Below are 16,450 nucleotides of genomic sequence, written 5' to 3'. Positions count from 1 at the left end.
ACCGACAACAGCACCTGATATGACACCAGAAACGGACACAGGGGCTAAAAATGATGATAACATCACCAAAAATGACAAGCCATCATTTGTTGTACCAGCACCACAAGAGGGTGAAACGCCAGTGTTGTTAGTAGACGGCAAAGAAGTTCCAGCGGACTTTGACCCAAATACCAACACACTCACACCAAAACAGCCAATTGAACCTGGCAAGCACAAAGTAACCACTGCGGTGAAAGACTCAGCAGGGAACGTGAGTGACCCAAGTCCTGAATTGGCNATTGAGATTGACAAGACAGCACCTAATGCAGGCACATTATCATTTAACAATTTAATTGATAGCGGAACGACTGGCGATAATATTACCAATGACAATAATTTTGATTTAGCATTAGCAGGTCAAGAGACAGGTAGTAACGTCGTTTATCAAGTATCAAAAAATGGTGGTACAACTTGGGAAACTACGACCGCTAACCAAGCCAATTTGGCAGATGGCACTTATCAGTACCGTGCCGTGGTAACGGATGCTGCAGGCAATACGGCAACGACCAATACCATTACCCAAACGATTGACAAGACACCGCCAAAGGTAACTATCACGATGGGTGATATCACTGCAAATGGTACTACTGCGGTAAAAGATGTTGATACGGGTTCTAGCCATACATTAACCTTTACCTTTAGCGAGAAAGTAACTGACTTTACTACCAAGGATATCACAGGGTCATTTGGAAAGTTTACCGACTTGAATACCACTGATGAAGGTAAAACTTGGACAGCGACTTATACAGCACCGGCGAATATTGGCAATGGTCAAGATGCGATTATTTTGAGAAATGGTGTTGTGACTGATGTAGCAGGTAATGCCAATGCGGATGGGGCAGAGGCTGATAATACCTTTACAGTTAAATTGGTGGAGCCGACACCGCCTGCGACGTTATCTATTGCGGATGCCATGATTACCGAAGGTACACGCTCTGATACAGTAACGACTGATACCACGATGAAGTTTACGGTGACTCGTTCAGGTAATACTGCAGTCACGTCATCAGCCACTTGGACAGTCGCTCATGGAACAACGACTGCTGAAGATTTTGTTGGTAATTTAACAGGTACAGTTAACTTTGGTGCAGGTGAAACCAGCAAAGAAATCTCTGTGACTGTAAAAGCGGATAATGTGGTTGAAAAAGACGAGACCTTTACGGTGACGTTATCAGACCCAAGTACAGGAACAACGATTACTAAAGAGACGGCAAACGGTAAGATTACTAATGATGATAAATTAACGTTACAGTTGGAAAGCGATACGTTAGGTGCAGGTACTGTTGGCACAGCAACTGATAAGATTACCAATGATCCAACTGTAAACGTACTTGGTCTGACAGAAGGTCAAGAATGGGAGTATAGTATTGATGGTGGCGAATGGCAAGTAGGCACGGGCACTAGCTTTGAATTACCTGATAATACTTCAATAGATGGGACTGGTTATACTGTAAAAGCACGACTTAAAGAGGATACTACTCAAATTACTGAGTCATCTACCTTTACCTATGATAAAGTTGCAAATGCCCCAGTAATTGCTGTTGTTTCTGCTAATGAAGTTACAGGTGTTGCTGAAGCAGGTGCATTAGTTACTATTACTGACCAATTAGGTAAAAAACTTGGCTCTGCCATTGCTGATGCAACTGGTTCTTATACATTTAATGTTGATACACCATTTGTTTCTGGAAGTGTTTATAAGTTAAACCAGTTGGACAAAGCAGGTAATCAATCAATAAGCTCAGAGTTTAACTATGTCAACTTGCCTCGTATTACCAAAGATTGGACTGACCAAAGTACTGGCAATATTGCGATTACAGTAGGTGATAGTTCAGGAGGTATCGGCAATGGTAATATCTACGGTATTGGAACAGACGTAAACACAGGAGATGGCAATGATAGTTTGTATGTTAAAGGTCAGGTGTTTGCAGCGATTAACATTAATATGGGTGGCGGTGATGACTACTTCAGAGCTAACTATCTGTCGGGTACAAATGGTACAGAGATTGATATTGACATGGGTGATGGCAATGATATCTTTGAGTTGACGGCAGATATTGCTGGTCGTTCTGCCTATCAGTCAAGAATATTGATGGGTGCTGGTGATGACGATGCTCGTTTGTCTCATTATATTGCTTCTGACTGGATAGATGGTGGGGTAGGCAATGATACATTGACCTTTACTAATTTATTTGGTAAAGTCGCTGACCAAGATTTTAGTACCATCAAAGGTTTTGAGACCATTGATTTGACAGGCACTAAGGATAATATTCTCTGGAATGTTAACTTAGCGACACTAGAAGCTAATGGTTCCGAAACTGTTCTACATATTAAAGGTGATAAAGGCGATAAAGTGAATCTAGGTGCTTCTACCAGTACAGCTGTGAATTTAAATGATAGTAACGGCAGTACGTGGTCTAAAATCGGTGAAAAAACAGAAGATGGTGTAAATTATGATGTTTGGCATAATAGCTCATCAAACAATCCATTATTAGATGTTTATATCCAAAAAGATGTCACCGTCATCTAATGTTCACGGATTTATATCTCAGTTTCTAAAAAGAACGTCCCACCCGTTGGGGCGTTTTTTTAACCAAAATATGCTATAATCAACCAAAATCAACCCTAAAAAAACACAAGGACATCACCATGCTACTCGACATCCCACCACAAACTATCCAAATTATCCAAGCCGTCGCCAACCAACAAGGGCAAAGTCTAGAAAACTACATCATCATCAGTGCCTACGAAAAAGCCCTAGGGCAACTTGCTAATAAACAACCAAGTCAACAAAACAACCAAGAAAATAAAGAAATGCTACTCACCGATTTTGTCAAAACCCTACCAAGACGTAGCTACTTAGGTGATGGACTGGCTATTCAACAGGAATTACGCAATAAATGGGATTAAATATTTACTAGATACTTGTTTTATTATTGAACTATATAATGGCAATGATGAAGTGCTAAACATTATCCATGCCAAACAAATAGAATCATCAATTTGTGCAATTAGCCTAATTAACCGCATGGAAGTGCTAGGTTTTGGAAAATTGGAAAAGCAAGATAAAATTAATTTGGAACAGTTGCTTGGCAATTTTGAGAGCCTGATAATTGACAGAACGATAGAAAACAAAGTCATTGAACTAAGACAACGGTACAAAATCAAACTGCCTGATTGCATCGTTTTGGCAACTGCACTTATCTATGAATTAGAATTGCTAACACTGGATAATGGTTTACAAAATAAATTTAACCAAGAAAGATTACTGAAACTGATATAACAACATCCCAACCGCTGGGGCGTTTTTTATTGGTGATAGGATAATTGATGAAGAAAGCAGAATAGGATAACTTTTTACAGACAATAAAAAAACCACTTTTTTTTAAAGTGGTTTTTAGAATATTGGCGTCCCCACGGGGATTCGAACCCCGGTTACCGCCGTGAAAGGGCGATGTCCTAGGCCTCTAGACGATGGGGACGCATCACACTTCAACCGCTTTCACCGATTCTTGTTGAAGTGGTGCGTATATTAAAGTATTTCGTTTTGATAGTCAAGCACTTTTTTACAAAAATTGCAAAAAAGTGAAAAAATGATGAAAATTGCCTTGGCTATGGCTTTATCATGGCGTTTTTCAGTGATTTTCTTTATAATAGTGCCAATTTTTTATAATTTGGACAAAAAATGACACCTTATATTTGGCAAAAAACCAACTTAACCGAAGCGGTTAAAGCGTTAAATCCGAGCATTGTCGGGGATTTTGACAAAACTGCCACACGCATTATCACTGACACCCGCAAAATTAATCAAGGTGATATTTTTCTTGCTATTCAAGGTGATAATTTTGACGGGCATGATTATGTAGAGACTGCTAAAGATAAAGGGGCGGTGCTTGCCATTGTCAGCCGTCAGATTGACAGTGATATACCCCAACTCATCGTCAATGATACCAAACTTGCCTTAGGTCAGCTTGGCAAATATCGCCGTGATGCCCACCCTGATTTGACCGTCATCGCCATCACAGGGTCTAGTGGTAAGACGACTGTGAAAGAAATGCTTGGCAGTATTTTTAGCCAAATTGCCCCAACGCTGATTACTCGGGGTAATCTCAACAATGATTTGGGCGTACCGATGATGTTACTTGAGCTGACCGATGAGCATAAATTTGCGATCATGGAGCTAGGGGCGAACCATGTTGGCGAGATTGCTTATACCACCCGCCTTGTTAGCCCTGATGTTGCGTGTGTGTTGAATATCGGTACGGCACATTTGGGCGAGTTTGGGGGACGAGAAAATATCGCCAAAACTAAAGCCGAGATTTTTGAAGGCTTACAAGATCAAGGTATTTCGGTGCTACCGTTTGGCGATGAATTCTTTGACGTGTTAGCTGATAAAGCAAGTCAATTTAGCAATCACATCATCACTTTTGGTGAACGTCAAGTTCCACTCAAAGATGCTGGCGTGGATATGTCAAGCCTTCATGAACTTGGTCTAACCGAAGAAGACACTATCATGTTGGCGAGTGATGTCTTTGCCGATGATATGGAGATTTTTGCCGACCACAGCGAATTTAGCGTGAATATTAATCTGACCGAAGATGAGGTTAAAAGTGCGGATGTTTGTTTAAACTTTGCAGGTGAGCATAATATTAGTAATGCGTTATCTGCCACTGCCTGTGGGATAGCATTAAAAATTGACTTAACAGATATTATAAAAGGTCTAAACACTGCCAAGCCTGCCAAAGGTCGCTTGAATTTTAAACCTTTTGGTGAGCATTTGTTGATTGATGATACTTACAACGCCAACGTCCCTGCCATGCTTGCAGGGGCGAAAGTCTTGATTGAACAAGACGGCTACAAGGTTTTAGTCTTAGGCGATATTGGTGAATTGGGTGATGATGCCATTAGTGAGCATGAAAAACTGGGCGAAGCCTTAGCTGATATGCCGATTGATAAATTGTTGGTCGTGGGTGATTTGATGAAAAATACCGCTAAAGTTGCCAATCAAACCCGTGCTGATTTTGCCACGCATTTTGTCAATAAAACCGATTTAGCCAAACATTTACAAGCTACTTTAGCCAATCAAAATTGTGCGGTTTTGTTTAAAGGTTCTCGTTTTATGGCGATGGAAACGCTGATTGATGAAATTGTGGCGAAAGGATAAAGCTTAACAAGCATTGATTATTTTGCCAAAAAATGGTTAAAAAATTATTTAAAATAATGTTTCACAAACTTTTTAACAATTTAATCACTAAATGCTTAAAAATAAGGTGATTTTTTGGCAAAAATTTTTTACAATGGCAATTTTTTTAAACATGATGCGTATTTATAACTTATTTGATTAAAATAAATATCTATCCGTTTACCTATTATCCAAAAAATTTCCGTTCTTTGATAAAATGCCCAACAGGAGCAGTTGCCATGTTATTGTGGTTATTTGAGTGGCTTAGTCAGTTTTTTTCACCATTTTCAGCGGTTTCGTCACTGACGTTGCGAGCATTGTTGGCAGTGCTAACGGCGTTGGCTGTATGTATTGCTTGCGGTACGCCTGTGATTAACCGTTTGCACGCCTTAAAATTTGGGCAAGCGATACGTGATGACGGTCCGCAAAGTCACCTTGCCAAAAAAGGTACACCAACCATGGGTGGGGTGTTTATTTTGTTTAGTATTTTGGTGACAACCTTGCTGTGGGCGAACCTTGCCAATCCGTATATTTGGATTTTAATGGTGGTTTTGGTACTGTTTGGGGCGGTCGGTTGGGCGGATGACTGGCTAAAAATCAAGCATCGCAATCCAGACGGTTTGATTGCCCGTAAAAAATATTTTTGGTTATCGCTTGGGGCGTTGTTTGTCGGTGTTTCGCTGTATTATATCGCGACTAAGCAAACTGATGTTGCAATCACCAAAGCCATGCAAGATTTGTTATTCCCGGTGTTTAAACATTGGGATATTGCGTTTTCTGCGGTGCCGTTTGGTTTGGCATTTATCATTTTTACCTATTTTGTGATTAACGGGGCGTCCAATGCGGTGAACTTAACGGACGGTTTGGACGGTTTGGCGATTTTCCCTGTAGTGTTGGTATCGGCAGGTTTGGGGATTTTTGCGTATATTTCTGGACACGCCAGTTTTGCCGAGTATATGCACGTACCATTTATTGCCTATAATGCGGAAGTGGTGATTGTGTGTGCATCGATGATTGGGGCAGGGCTTGGGTTTTTGTGGTTTAATGCTGCCCCTGCACAGGTATTTATGGGGGATGTGGGGTCGCTAGCCTTGGGTGGCATGCTCGGCACGATTGCGGTGATGACCCGTCAAGAGATTGCCTTTGCGATTATGGGTGGGATTTTTGTGGCGGAAGCGGTATCTGTCATGTTGCAAGTCGGTTCGTTCAAAACTCGCAAAAAACGCATTTTTCGCATGGCTCCGTTGCATCATCACTTTGAATTGGGCGGTGTGCCTGAAACTCAAGTCGTTGCACGTTTTTGGATAGTTACTATTATTTTGGTGATTTTGGGCTTAATGACTTTAAAATTACGTTAATTATTGATTGTAAAAATATTAAGAGAGGGCAAGTGATTGCTCTTTTTTTAACTTGAAGCAGTTCATTTTTCAATACACGTTCTTAAAAATATGTTATACTCAATGACTAGTTGTTTTTTGTAAAGATATTTTACAAAGTATAAACAAGAATTGAATATTGTCAGGGAATGAACAATATTCTCTTACTTTTAAGAATTACAATCAAAGGTAATGCAATGCAAATTCATATTGTACAAAGAGATACACGGGCTAAGTTGTCAATTATTAATACCAACAAGGGCAGAGAGGCGTTAAAATGCGATGAGCCAACCCCACGCGAACGTCAGTTGCTACTCTTACTTGATAAAGAAGATAGTGAGCTGAGCAAACAAGCGGTTGAATTGTTATTAACAAAAGTAGACTTAAACAAAATCGCTCGTAAAGGTTGGGTAGAATATCATGTGCTAGATGACCATGCGGTAACGGTTAATCCAAGTGATAAGCATGATTTTGAGTTAAATTTTAGTCATGAAATTAACCAATCAGATGACCCAAAAGTAAGACAAAAAAAGATTAAAAGTTTTTTAACTGCATATTCTTCAGACGAACCGCCAGTTGTCACCCCGCTTACTGGGGATTTAAAAAGCCATCTTGAGGCTAAGCAAACTGAAGATACACCCTATCATACCAACGTGCAAATAGACCAAAGTCTTGATAAACAGATTATGATTAATCAAAATGTCGCACCGATTAGCTTGCCCGAGCCTGTGGCTGATAACTTTGATGATTTAATGATTATCCAAACACTATTAAATTTAGATTGATGATTATAGATAACTTACAGGCAAAATTGTTGTGTCCAATCTGCCAAAATCCGCTAAAAATTAGCGAAAAAACATGGCAATGCGAACAATCTCATAATTTTGACGTAGCAAAACAAGGCTATGTCAATTTGTTGCCTGTGCAACACAAAAAAAGTAAAAACCCCGGTGATACCGAACAAGCGGTACTCGCTCGCCAACGTTTTTTAAATCAAGGTTATTATCAAGCATTTTGCCAACAATTAACCGAATTTTCACAGCCCGTTATCGCTGATTTTGTCAAAAAACAACCAACTACGTCACTTTGTTGGCTAGATATCGGTTGTGGTGAAGGTTATTATAGCGAACATTTGTTTAAAAATGCCCAAAATTTATTGGCAAACACGCCGAGTTCTCAACAGTGCATTTCCCAACAATATATTGCCCTAGATATTAGCAAATCAGCGGTGATACATACTGCCAAACGTTTAAAGCCTTTAAACAATTTGTTAAAACAATCTGACAAAAATTCGTGTTGCTACAGTGTGGTCGCATCGGCCTCGCAAGTGCCGTTGGCAGATGATAGCGTTATGATGCTAAGTAGTATTTTTAGCCCAATTTTACCGCAAGAATTTGCACGTTTACTGACCACAGGCGGTTTTTTGCTGATTGGTAAGCCGAATGTATCGCATTTGGTTGAGATGCGACAGGCGATATTTGAACGCATTGACGCCCACGACTCGGACAAGTTTATTGAGCAATTAGCTCCCAGTTTTACCCTAATTGCTAAGCAACAAGTACGTTATCCAATGGATTTAACCAAAGAAGCGTTAACGGATTTGTTGGCGATGACGCCTTATGCGTACCGTGCAAAACCCGAAAAAATTCAACAATTATTGGCAACATTTGACCCAGCCAATCAAGCTGAACAACATAAATCCACCGTACGAATAACGGTGGATTTTGTGATGTATTTATTTAGAAAGAATTAATTTATTTTAACAAAAAGTTTACCAAATCACCAAAATCATCAAACGTCTGCGTTGGGTGAAAATCACGGATATCTTGCCCATAATTATAACCATACGACAGCCCAAGCGTGGCAATACCTGCATTTTGCCCTGCCAAGATATCATTTTTAGAATCGCCAATCATAAACACATCTGCCACGTCAAAGCCAAGCTGTTCTCGTACATGGTGTAACGGCGTTGGATCGGGTTTTTTAACATCCAAGCTATCACCGCCAAGCATGATGTCAAATAGCCCTTGCCAACCCAATTTTTCTACGATAACTGGCACAAATTGATAGGGCTTGTTAGTAACAATTGCAAGGGTAAAACCATGCTGTTTTAACTGGCGTAATCCCGTATCTACGCCGTCATATGGCATGGTTTTTTCACAAGTAAACGTGGCATAATGTTTAAAAAATAACGCCAATGCCTGCTCCAATTTTGTCACATCTTCGCCACTGGCTTTTAATACCCGTTCCATTAAAATCGGAGCGCCATTGCCGACCCAGTGGCGGATATGGCTTTCATCAAAATGCGGTAAGCCTAAGTCGCTCAAGCAAGCATTCACCGCCAAAGCAAGGTCAGGAACACTGTCAATTAGCGTGCCGTCAAGGTCAAAAATCAGTAAGGTTTGGTTTGGATTGATATTCATCGTTTTAATGTTAATGGGTAAAAGAAAACATCTAGTGTAACAAAATTTTTGGTAAAATCCTATATTTTTTAGCGATTTTTCTATAGATACAATATAGATACAATATAGATACAATATAGATACAATATAGATACAATATATATTAAATTACCCAAAAAAAAGATAAAAGTCTACCTAAAAAAATGACTATGTATTTCAAATAAAAATAATAAGAATTATTCTCATATTTAGATAAAAGGGATAAAATAGCAACTCGTTGACGTATTTATGTTAAATTTATACCATTTAAAATAGGATTTTTCTGATGAGTAATATTTTGTCAAATAAAAATTGCCTTTTGTCACTATTCATTTCATTTGGTTTTTTAACAGCTTGTAATCAATCACCAGAAAACACAACAACAGTTCAATCTAGTTCGGCTTCTGTTGATGATAATCGTTATAAAGTTGTTACTGAAGCCAATAACATTCCATTTGTTTATTTAGATGAAAAAGGCAAACCTATAGGGTTTGATATTGATATTATGCAGGCGATTGCTGATGACCAACAGTTTCAGGTAGATTATGAAGTTACTGTTTGGAGTGCATTGATGAATGATATGGCAAGTAATAAAGCTGATTTGGGGCTTGCCTCTATTAGTATTACTGATGAGCGAAAAAAAATCTATCAATTTTCTGAGCCTTATTTTCAATCGCAATTAGCAGTTTTAACCAACCCAATGCAAAAAACTGATAAAGCTTTAGATTTTAGTATTTTTCAAGGTAAAACAATTGGGGTAAAAGAACATACAATCGCTGATACAACCGCAAAAACCCTAAAGTTAACCACAAAACCACGAGCTGAAAATTTTTTGGCAGTTACAGATTTTTTGACAGGTAAAACCCAAGGCGTGATTGGTGATATCGGTATTTTGCAGTACTACCAAAAACAATATGCCGATAAAAATCTGGCTGTTGTTACAGAAAGTGATGTTAAAATAGATAATTATGGGATTATTGTTAATAAAAACAAACCAAATTTATTGATAAAAATTAATAATGGCTTGAAAAATATCAAGACCAATGGTAAATATCAACAAATTGAACAAAAATGGTTTGGTAATTCTTAGTCATATTTGTTAAATGTTATGCTAAGCAACGATTTACTTCGGGCGTGTTGAACGTTTATATTACTTCAATAAATCGTTGATTTTTTTTACCGTATCATTATTTAGGTTGCCTGTAGCTTTTTGCAAATCTACATAGGCGTTCAGATAGTTAAACGATGCCGTAATCAGCTGTCTGCGAGCCGAATAATACTGGCGTTGAGCGAGTAGGGTATCCACCATAGAACGCACGCCCAAATCATAGCCCGTCTGCGTGGCTTGATTGACTTTGGCATTGGCATCCACCGCCATTTGTTGGGCGATAATCGTGGTTTTATGCCCCATTAAATTTAGGTAGGCTTGACTGGTTTGGGTGAGTGTGTTTTGATAGGCGAACTTTAGTTGGCTCATCGCTGACTCAGTCTGATACGCCCCTTGTTGCAAGCCTTTAGTCGTGCGTCCACCTGTATAAAATGGCAACTGCATTTCAATACCAATACCGTAATTTGTACCATTATTGCCTAGTAAACCTTGATTATCTGTGTTTTGCCAACCGATATCAGCGACCAAATCCACTTTTGGGTACAAATGTGATTTTAACAACTCTTGATTTTTTTTGGCAAGGGCAACTTGACTTTGGGCGAGTAATAAATCAAAATTTTGCTGTTGAGCGGTGTTAAGATAAGTATCAATACTTTTCTCGGCGACCAAATCGGTGTTAATCGGCAAAGTTAACGGCTCAATGTCATCAATCGGGGTGCCTGTTAACAGAGCCAACTGTTGTTTGGCATTTAAAATCGCCACATCATTATTTGCCAATAACGCTCGCACGTTTTGGAGTTGGGCTTGGGTTTCTTCGGTGTCCACACGCGCGACCACGCCTTGCTTGAGGCGGGCTTGCATCATGTCGTTTTGGGCTTTTAGGGCGTTGTATTCGGCATTGAGACTTTCGGTCATGGCTTGGGCTTGTAACACGCCCAGATAGGCACGAATGACTTGTTCGGCAAGTTGTTGCTGTTGTTTTAATAACTGTAAATTATTGATATTGCTGGCGATTTTTGCTTTTTCTAGCGTTGCCCATTTATCCGCCCGAAATAATGCTTGGCGTAACCCAACTCCCAGTTGGCTCGTGGTTGAGCCGATATCAGGGATATTGTCATTTTTTGGATAAAATTGATTGTATTTGACACCGCTTTGCAAGCCAATTTGTGGTAACAAATCGCCCCGTGCCAAATCTTCATTAATCGCGTTGGCAAGGTAATCGTACTGCTGTGATGCCCAAACGCCATTATGATGTTGGGCGGATTGGTAAAGTTGCCATAAATTCTCGGCAAAACTGGGCGAAATTTGCCCAAAGACCAAGGATAAACCAAATAAAAGTTTGTTAGTTTTTTTGGAAAAAATAAAATGAATAAAAGTGGGGGATTTTTTTGTAACTGCTGTAACAGGTTTTGTGGGTTGAGTTGGATTTTTCATGAAATTATCAGAGTTTGGCAGAAAAACCCTTATCATACTGTTTTTTGGCAAAATGTGCTAGAAAAGTTTGTATCATTTTTTTAGAAAAATTTACCAAAACACACTATTTATTTTGGCAAAAATTTTATACCCTAGTCATTTTGGCGAAAATAGGAAGTGACTATGCGTTTTTCTGCACGTGCTTTGGCAAGTTCAACGGTGATGTTCGGTGTTTTTGGTTTGGCAAATACGGCTCATTCTGCCCCACAAGACCCACCCAATTTGAGCAATGCTCAATTTCAACAATGTTTATCAGGGCTAAAAAATTCTGGCAAATTCAATGGGGTATCATCATCAACCTTTGAACAATACCGTCCAAGCGAACCTGACCCAAGCGTGATTGTATCGCTAAATTATCAGCCTGAATTTCAAAAAGAAGTGTGGGATTATTTGGCAGGCTTGGTAGATGAAGAGCGGGTGCAAGACGGTATTCAAGCCAAAAACCGCCTACAAAGTACGCTAAGCCGTATTGAACAGCGTTACGGCGTGCGTGCCGGAGATGTGTTAGGCGTGTGGGGTGTGGAGTCCAATTTTGGCAAACAGCTTGGCAAAAAAGATTTATTTCAGTCACTTGCAACTTTGTCGTGTTTTGACCGCCGTCAGTCGTATTTTCGGGGTGAGTACGCCAGTGCGTTAAAAATCGTGCAAAATGGCGATATCCGTGCCGAAGACATGACAGGTTCGTGGGCAGGGGCGTTTGGACAAACCCAATTTATGCCGAGTACTTTTCTACGATTGGCGGTGGATTTTGATGGTGACGGACGCAAAGACCTAGTGAATAGTGAAGCCGATGCGTTGGCATCTACCGCAAATTTTTTGGTAAAATCAGGTTATCGTAGCGGTGAACCGTGGGGCTTTGAAGTGAAATTGCCGTCAGGTTTTTGGGGTGAAAGCAATCGCAAAAACAAACAATCTATCAGCTACTGGCGAAATCAAGGTATCACCCTTGCCAATGGACAACCGTTGCCAAACACTTTAAGCAGTGCAGGACTACTACTACCTGCAGGAAAACATGGACCTGCATTTTTGGTGGGTAAAAACTTTGATGCGTTTTATAGCTACAATGCGTCAGAAAACTATGCGTTGGCAATCGCCCATTTATCCGAAATGATACGCCAAAACCGCACGCAAAACGTGGGTTTTGCCACACCTTGGCCGACTGATGATGCAGGGATTAGCCGTCGTGAAGCCCGTGAAATTCAACAAGCCCTGATTAACCGTGGCTATAACATCGGTGCGGTGGATGGTATGATTGGCGATAATACACGCCGTGCTATTCAAGATTTTCAGCGTTCACAAGGGGTTAATCCTGACGGACGTGCAGGGCAAAAACTGCACCGTATGCTTGTAATGAATGGTAATCTTTCTGGGAGTTTTCGGCAACAAAGTCCAATCAACCAGTCAAACCAATCAACCCAACGTTACCAAAGCACCCAACAAAGCTATACTAGTGGCGGTAATGGGACTGTTACTCGGCTTGATAATGGGAGTGGGCTTATTATTTCTAAATAAATTGAGAAAAAAATAATCGCTTATTAGAAAATCCACCCAATGCGGTGGATTTTTTTGGTTTGGCAAAGCTAAGCATTAAGTAGTTTGTAAAATCTCAACCGCGCCATGGTCATCACAATGGTCGCCATGTTGGTGGTGCAAACGCCCATTGACGATATAGTCAATGTGGTCGCCGTGCGGTACCGCTTCGTGTCCACAACCTTCGCCATGTACGTGGTCGCCACAGTTAAATTCGTGATTGCACACATCTGGATTTTGCTCGTTCACGTCTAGGCTATGCTCGTCCACATGGTCGCCATGCACATGGTGCAAATGTCCGTCATGTAGATAATCAACATGGTCGCCGTGTTTAATGGCGGTGTGTCCACAGTTTTCGCCGTGTTGGTGGTCGTGATTGGCATGAATTGTACAGCTCATTTTCTTTTCCTTTTTTTGGTTACAATTTTTGAAAAATTGGTTGTTAAAGGTGTTGTTAAAAATTTTGGTAAACAATCCAATTTTGCAACGTTATATCATCACAAAAGCCGATATTTGTTTACTTCTAAGATTATTTTAGCGGTATTGAGCAAATTTGTAAAGCTAAAAACACAAAAAATCCGCCAAATTTGACGGATTCTTTAGTTTAAAAACAATAAGTTATATTATAACGTTTGTTTTTATCGAAAATTTTTATGCAAAGGCTTACATATTTGGATAGTTTGGACCACCACCACCTTCAGGCGTTACCCAAGTGATATTTTGGGCAGGGTCTTTGATATCACAAGTTTTGCAATGTACACAGTTTTGGGCGTTAATCACAAATTTGGCACTATCATTTTCATCTACCACCACTTCATACACACCAGCAGGGCAGTAGCGTTGGGCTGGTTCGGCAAAGATTTTTAAGTTGCGTTTAATCGGCACATCAGGGTCGGTCAAACGCAGATGACACGGCTGGTCTTCGGCATGGTTGGTGTTAGAAATAAATACCGATGATAGCTTGTCAAAGGTCAACTTGCCATCTGGTTTTGGATAATCAGGCTTAAACGCATGGTCAGCACGTTCTAGCATGGCATGGTCTGGGATATTGTCGTGAATAGTGAACGGCATTTTGCCCTTAAAGAAATTATGTTCAATAAAGCTAAACGCCCCTGCCCCAAATACGCCCATACGGTGCATGGCGGGCCCGTTGTTACGAGCTTTGTGGGCTTCTTCAAATAACCATGAGTTTTTGAATTTTTCTTCGTAGCCTGTGATTTCGTCGTGTTGACGCCCTGCTTGAATGGCTTCGTACACTGCTTCGGCAGCCAGCATCCCTGATTTGATAGAAGTATGTGTGCCCTTTAGTTTGGCAGGGTTTAAAAAGCCTGCATCATCACCGACCAACACGCCACCTGCAAAGGCAAGTTTTGGTAATGAGTTTAGACCGCCTTTTGCCAAGGCTCTCGCCCCATATGACAAACGTTTGCCACCTGTCAGAATATTGGCAATTAACGGATGCGTTTTTAGGCGTTGCATTTCGTCAAAGGGTGATAAATAAGGATTTTCATAGGCCAAATCCATTGCCAAACCGAATGATACTTGGTTATTTTCATCAAAATATAACCACCAACCACCCATCGTGCCTGTTTCGGTCAAGGGCCAGCCCGTACCATGCAGTACGACGCCTTCTTCATGTTTGGCAGGGTCAATTTCCCAAAGCTCTTTTAAACCGATACCATAATGTTGTGGGTCTTTACCTTCTGCCAAGTTAAAACGGCTAATCAAACGTTTGCCCAAATGCCCACGGCAACCTTCGGCAAATACCGTATATTTGGCAAGTAGTTCATAACCAGGCTCAAAACTTGGCTTGGCTTCCCACTTAGCATTTACACCCATGTCGCCTGTCACGATGCCTTTTACCGAGCCGTCATCATTGTACAAAATATCGGACGCACTAAAACCGGGGAACATCATTACTTCTAATTCTTCGGCTTGCAAGGCCAACCAACGTACGAGATTACCGAGCGAAATGATATAATTACCGTCATTGTGCATGGTTGGTGGTACGATGCTATCAGGAAATTGACGAAATTTTATCTCATTTTTTAGCATATATACACGGTCTTGCTTGACCGCAACTTTCACAGGGGCATCTTTTTGTTGCCAATCAGGGATTAACTCATTTAATGCACGAGGCTCCATCACCGCCCCTGACAGAATATGAGCCCCAAACTCCGAACCCTTTTCCACCACACACACGGTAAACTCAGGATTACCTTTTTCAATCGCTAATTGACGCAAGCGGATAGCCGTTGCCAAACCTGACGGACCACCGCCAACTACGACCACATCAAATTCCATCTGTTCACGCTGAATTTCTTGCATATAAACTCCTAACCATCATTCACTGGCAAAAGCTGGCAAATGTTGACTATTTATGATTGATAAAATAAATCTTGTCAAAATTCTGCTATTATAAAACAAAAATCATCTAAACAACATAGCCAACTAGTGTCAAATTTTGGCAAAAACTTACAAAAATCTGCAATCTTTTTTTTAAACTACGAAAAAAATCGGTTAAAATAAAGCAAAATTAGCAATTTTGCATTTTATTGTTAAAAATTGCTAAATAAAATTATTTTATTTTTGCAAAAATAATTTGTTAAAAATTTGGAAAAAATTAATATGAAAAAAGATTTTATTCAACAATTACAAGCGATTAACAACAACAAAAATAATTCACGAACAATTCCACCCTTAGAAAAATGGCATCCACAATTTTGTGGTGACATGGATTTAATCATCAAAGCCAATGGCGACTGGTGGCATGAAGGGCAAAAAATGACCCGTCAGTCAATGATTGATTTATTTGCCAAAGTGTTGTGGGCGGAAGTTGATAATGATAATCAAGTGCAGTATTTTTTGAAAACCCCGGTAGAAAAAGTGGCGATTTTGGTAGAAGATGCCCCATTGCACATCGTGAATATTGAACAAACCCAAGCCAATGGACAAACTTTTTTACAATTTACCACCAGTCAAGGCGATGTGCTGATTGCCGATAATGAGCATCCAATAAGATTTGGCTTGCCTTTTGCCAATGTCGCCCCACACCAAGCTGAACAGCCGTATATCAAGGTGCGAGAGCAGGGCGGTTCAGTGTTGTATGGCTTAATTCCACGTTCGTTGTTTTATCATTTGATAACAATGGGCGAGTTGGTAGAAAATCCGCAAGGGCAAACGGTTTTAAGGTTGCAAAGTGGGGATTGTCGTTTTGAATTGTCTGGTTAATTAGTTAAAAAAATTGATAAATAATCATCAAAAATTTAGCAAAATCGAATAATTATCATAACGCTAGCGAAAA

At 40.1% G+C, this 16,450-nt stretch carries 14 protein-coding genes and 1 tRNA gene; 10 read left to right on the top strand and 5 right to left on the bottom strand.

Annotation, left to right across the window (positions count from 1 at the left end; translation table 11 throughout):
• Positions 1-19 precede the first annotated feature (19 nt).
• The 3 genes from A3G3_RS13170 to A3G3_RS14220 all read left to right on the top strand — a co-directional run bounded on the left by A3G3_RS13170 (position 20) and on the right by A3G3_RS14220 (position 3,319).
• On the top strand, positions 20-2,566 hold the full coding sequence (locus tag A3G3_RS13170) for an Ig-like domain-containing protein (RefSeq protein ID WP_040631277.1): 2,547 nt from the start codon (positions 20-22) through the stop codon (positions 2,564-2,566).
• Between the two features lie 119 nt (positions 2,567-2,685).
• Positions 2,686-2,946 carry a hypothetical protein gene (locus A3G3_RS0104440; protein ID WP_019519340.1) on the top strand — a complete coding sequence of 87 codons (261 nt, stop codon included), beginning with the start codon at positions 2,686-2,688 and terminating at the stop codon, positions 2,944-2,946.
• Positions 2,903-3,319: a PIN domain-containing protein gene (locus tag A3G3_RS14220; protein WP_083908838.1), complete on the top strand. Its 417-nt coding sequence runs from the start codon at positions 2,903-2,905 to the stop codon at positions 3,317-3,319. The genes A3G3_RS0104440 and A3G3_RS14220 overlap by 44 nt, the downstream gene beginning before the upstream one ends.
• Before the next feature lie 123 nt (positions 3,320-3,442).
• On the opposite strand, the gene A3G3_RS0104430 is transcribed toward A3G3_RS14220, so the two are convergent.
• Positions 3,443-3,518 (bottom strand) — tRNA-Glu (locus A3G3_RS0104430).
• Positions 3,519-3,721: 203 nt separating this feature from the next.
• Here A3G3_RS0104430 and A3G3_RS0104420 point away from each other — a divergent pair.
• The 4 genes from A3G3_RS0104420 (at position 3,722) to A3G3_RS0104400 (ending at position 8,347) form a co-directional block, all read left to right on the top strand.
• Complete coding sequence (locus A3G3_RS0104420; protein ID WP_019519337.1) at positions 3,722-5,200, top strand: UDP-N-acetylmuramoyl-tripeptide--D-alanyl-D-alanine ligase; 1,479 nt, start codon at positions 3,722-3,724, stop codon at positions 5,198-5,200.
• A 257-nt stretch (positions 5,201-5,457) separates the two neighbouring features.
• Positions 5,458-6,576: a phospho-N-acetylmuramoyl-pentapeptide-transferase gene (gene mraY / locus A3G3_RS0104410; protein ID WP_019519335.1), complete on the top strand. Its 1,119-nt coding sequence runs from the start codon at positions 5,458-5,460 to the stop codon at positions 6,574-6,576.
• Positions 6,577-6,791: 215 nt separating this feature from the next.
• Positions 6,792-7,379: a hypothetical protein gene (locus A3G3_RS0104405; RefSeq protein WP_019519334.1), complete on the top strand. Its 588-nt coding sequence runs from the start codon at positions 6,792-6,794 to the stop codon at positions 7,377-7,379.
• A 29-nt stretch (positions 7,380-7,408) separates the two neighbouring features.
• A complete protein-coding gene (locus A3G3_RS0104400) occupies positions 7,409-8,347 on the top strand; it encodes a putative RNA methyltransferase (RefSeq protein ID WP_019519333.1) in 939 nt (312 codons plus the stop codon).
• 1 nt (position 8,348) lies between these two features.
• On the opposite strand, the gene A3G3_RS0104395 is transcribed toward A3G3_RS0104400, so the two are convergent.
• Complete coding sequence (locus A3G3_RS0104395) at positions 8,349-9,017, bottom strand: phosphoglycolate phosphatase (protein WP_019519332.1); 669 nt, start codon at positions 9,015-9,017, stop codon at positions 8,349-8,351.
• Positions 9,018-9,321: 304 nt separating this feature from the next.
• On the opposite strand from A3G3_RS0104395, the gene A3G3_RS0104390 reads away from it, so the two are divergent.
• Positions 9,322-10,125 (top strand): transporter substrate-binding domain-containing protein, encoded by an 804-nt coding sequence (locus tag A3G3_RS0104390; RefSeq protein WP_019519331.1) that lies wholly within the window; start codon positions 9,322-9,324, stop codon positions 10,123-10,125.
• Between the two features lie 60 nt (positions 10,126-10,185).
• Here A3G3_RS0104390 and A3G3_RS0104385 read toward each other — a convergent pair whose 3' ends face one another.
• Positions 10,186-11,577, bottom strand: coding sequence for a TolC family protein (locus A3G3_RS0104385; RefSeq protein WP_019519330.1), 1,392 nt, complete (start codon positions 11,575-11,577; stop codon positions 10,186-10,188).
• Positions 11,578-11,739: 162 nt separating this feature from the next.
• Here A3G3_RS0104385 and A3G3_RS0104380 point away from each other — a divergent pair, with 162 nt between their 5' ends.
• Positions 11,740-13,128 carry a lytic murein transglycosylase gene (locus A3G3_RS0104380; RefSeq protein WP_019519329.1) on the top strand — a complete coding sequence of 463 codons (1,389 nt, stop codon included), beginning with the start codon at positions 11,740-11,742 and terminating at the stop codon, positions 13,126-13,128.
• A gap of 75 nt (positions 13,129-13,203) precedes the next feature.
• Here the strand turns inward: A3G3_RS0104380 and A3G3_RS0104370 are convergent, their stop codons facing one another.
• Both A3G3_RS0104370 and A3G3_RS0104360 read right to left on the bottom strand, forming a co-directional pair.
• The gene (locus A3G3_RS0104370; RefSeq protein WP_019519328.1) at positions 13,204-13,545 is read right to left on the bottom strand and encodes a hypothetical protein; all 342 of its coding nucleotides are present in this window, start codon (positions 13,543-13,545) and stop codon (positions 13,204-13,206) included.
• Positions 13,546-13,809: 264 nt separating this feature from the next.
• Entirely contained in the window at positions 13,810-15,474 is a 1,665-nt protein-coding gene (locus A3G3_RS0104360) for an electron transfer flavoprotein-ubiquinone oxidoreductase (RefSeq protein ID WP_019519326.1), read from the bottom strand.
• A gap of 300 nt (positions 15,475-15,774) precedes the next feature.
• Between A3G3_RS0104360 and A3G3_RS0104355 the strand changes: the two genes are divergently transcribed.
• A complete protein-coding gene (locus A3G3_RS0104355) occupies positions 15,775-16,377 on the top strand; it encodes a DUF1285 domain-containing protein (RefSeq protein ID WP_019519325.1) in 603 nt (200 codons plus the stop codon).
• Positions 16,378-16,450: the final 73 nt, after the last annotated feature.

The organism is Moraxella boevrei DSM 14165 (assembly GCF_000379845.1).
GTDB lineage: Bacteria > Pseudomonadota > Gammaproteobacteria > Pseudomonadales > Moraxellaceae > Faucicola > Faucicola boevrei.
This window is presented reverse-complemented; position numbering and strand designations above follow the sequence as displayed.

Excerpts from the sequence above, each read along its gene's own strand:
- A3G3_RS0104405 (WP_019519334.1), top strand. The coding sequence starts at position 6,792 with ATGCAAATTCATATTGTACAAAGAGATACACGGGCTAAGTTGTCAATT.
- A3G3_RS0104390 (WP_019519331.1), top strand. The coding sequence starts at position 9,322 with ATGAGTAATATTTTGTCAAATAAAAATTGCCTTTTGTCACTATTCATT.
- A3G3_RS0104440 (WP_019519340.1), top strand. The coding sequence starts at position 2,686 with ATGCTACTCGACATCCCACCACAAACTATCCAAATTATCCAAGCCGTC.
- A3G3_RS0104380 (WP_019519329.1), top strand. The coding sequence starts at position 11,740 with ATGCGTTTTTCTGCACGTGCTTTGGCAAGTTCAACGGTGATGTTCGGT.
- mraY (WP_019519335.1), top strand. The coding sequence starts at position 5,458 with ATGTTATTGTGGTTATTTGAGTGGCTTAGTCAGTTTTTTTCACCATTT.
- A3G3_RS0104385 (WP_019519330.1), bottom strand. The coding sequence starts at position 11,577 with ATGAAAAATCCAACTCAACCCACAAAACCTGTTACAGCAGTTACAAAA.
- A3G3_RS0104395 (WP_019519332.1), bottom strand. The coding sequence starts at position 9,017 with ATGAATATCAATCCAAACCAAACCTTACTGATTTTTGACCTTGACGGC.
- A3G3_RS0104370 (WP_019519328.1), bottom strand. The coding sequence starts at position 13,545 with ATGAGCTGTACAATTCATGCCAATCACGACCACCAACACGGCGAAAAC.
- A3G3_RS0104420 (WP_019519337.1), top strand. The coding sequence starts at position 3,722 with ATGACACCTTATATTTGGCAAAAAACCAACTTAACCGAAGCGGTTAAA.
- A3G3_RS0104355 (WP_019519325.1), top strand. The coding sequence starts at position 15,775 with ATGAAAAAAGATTTTATTCAACAATTACAAGCGATTAACAACAACAAA.
- A3G3_RS0104360 (WP_019519326.1), bottom strand. The coding sequence starts at position 15,474 with ATGCAAGAAATTCAGCGTGAACAGATGGAATTTGATGTGGTCGTAGTT.
- A3G3_RS14220 (WP_083908838.1), top strand. The coding sequence starts at position 2,903 with ATGGACTGGCTATTCAACAGGAATTACGCAATAAATGGGATTAAATAT.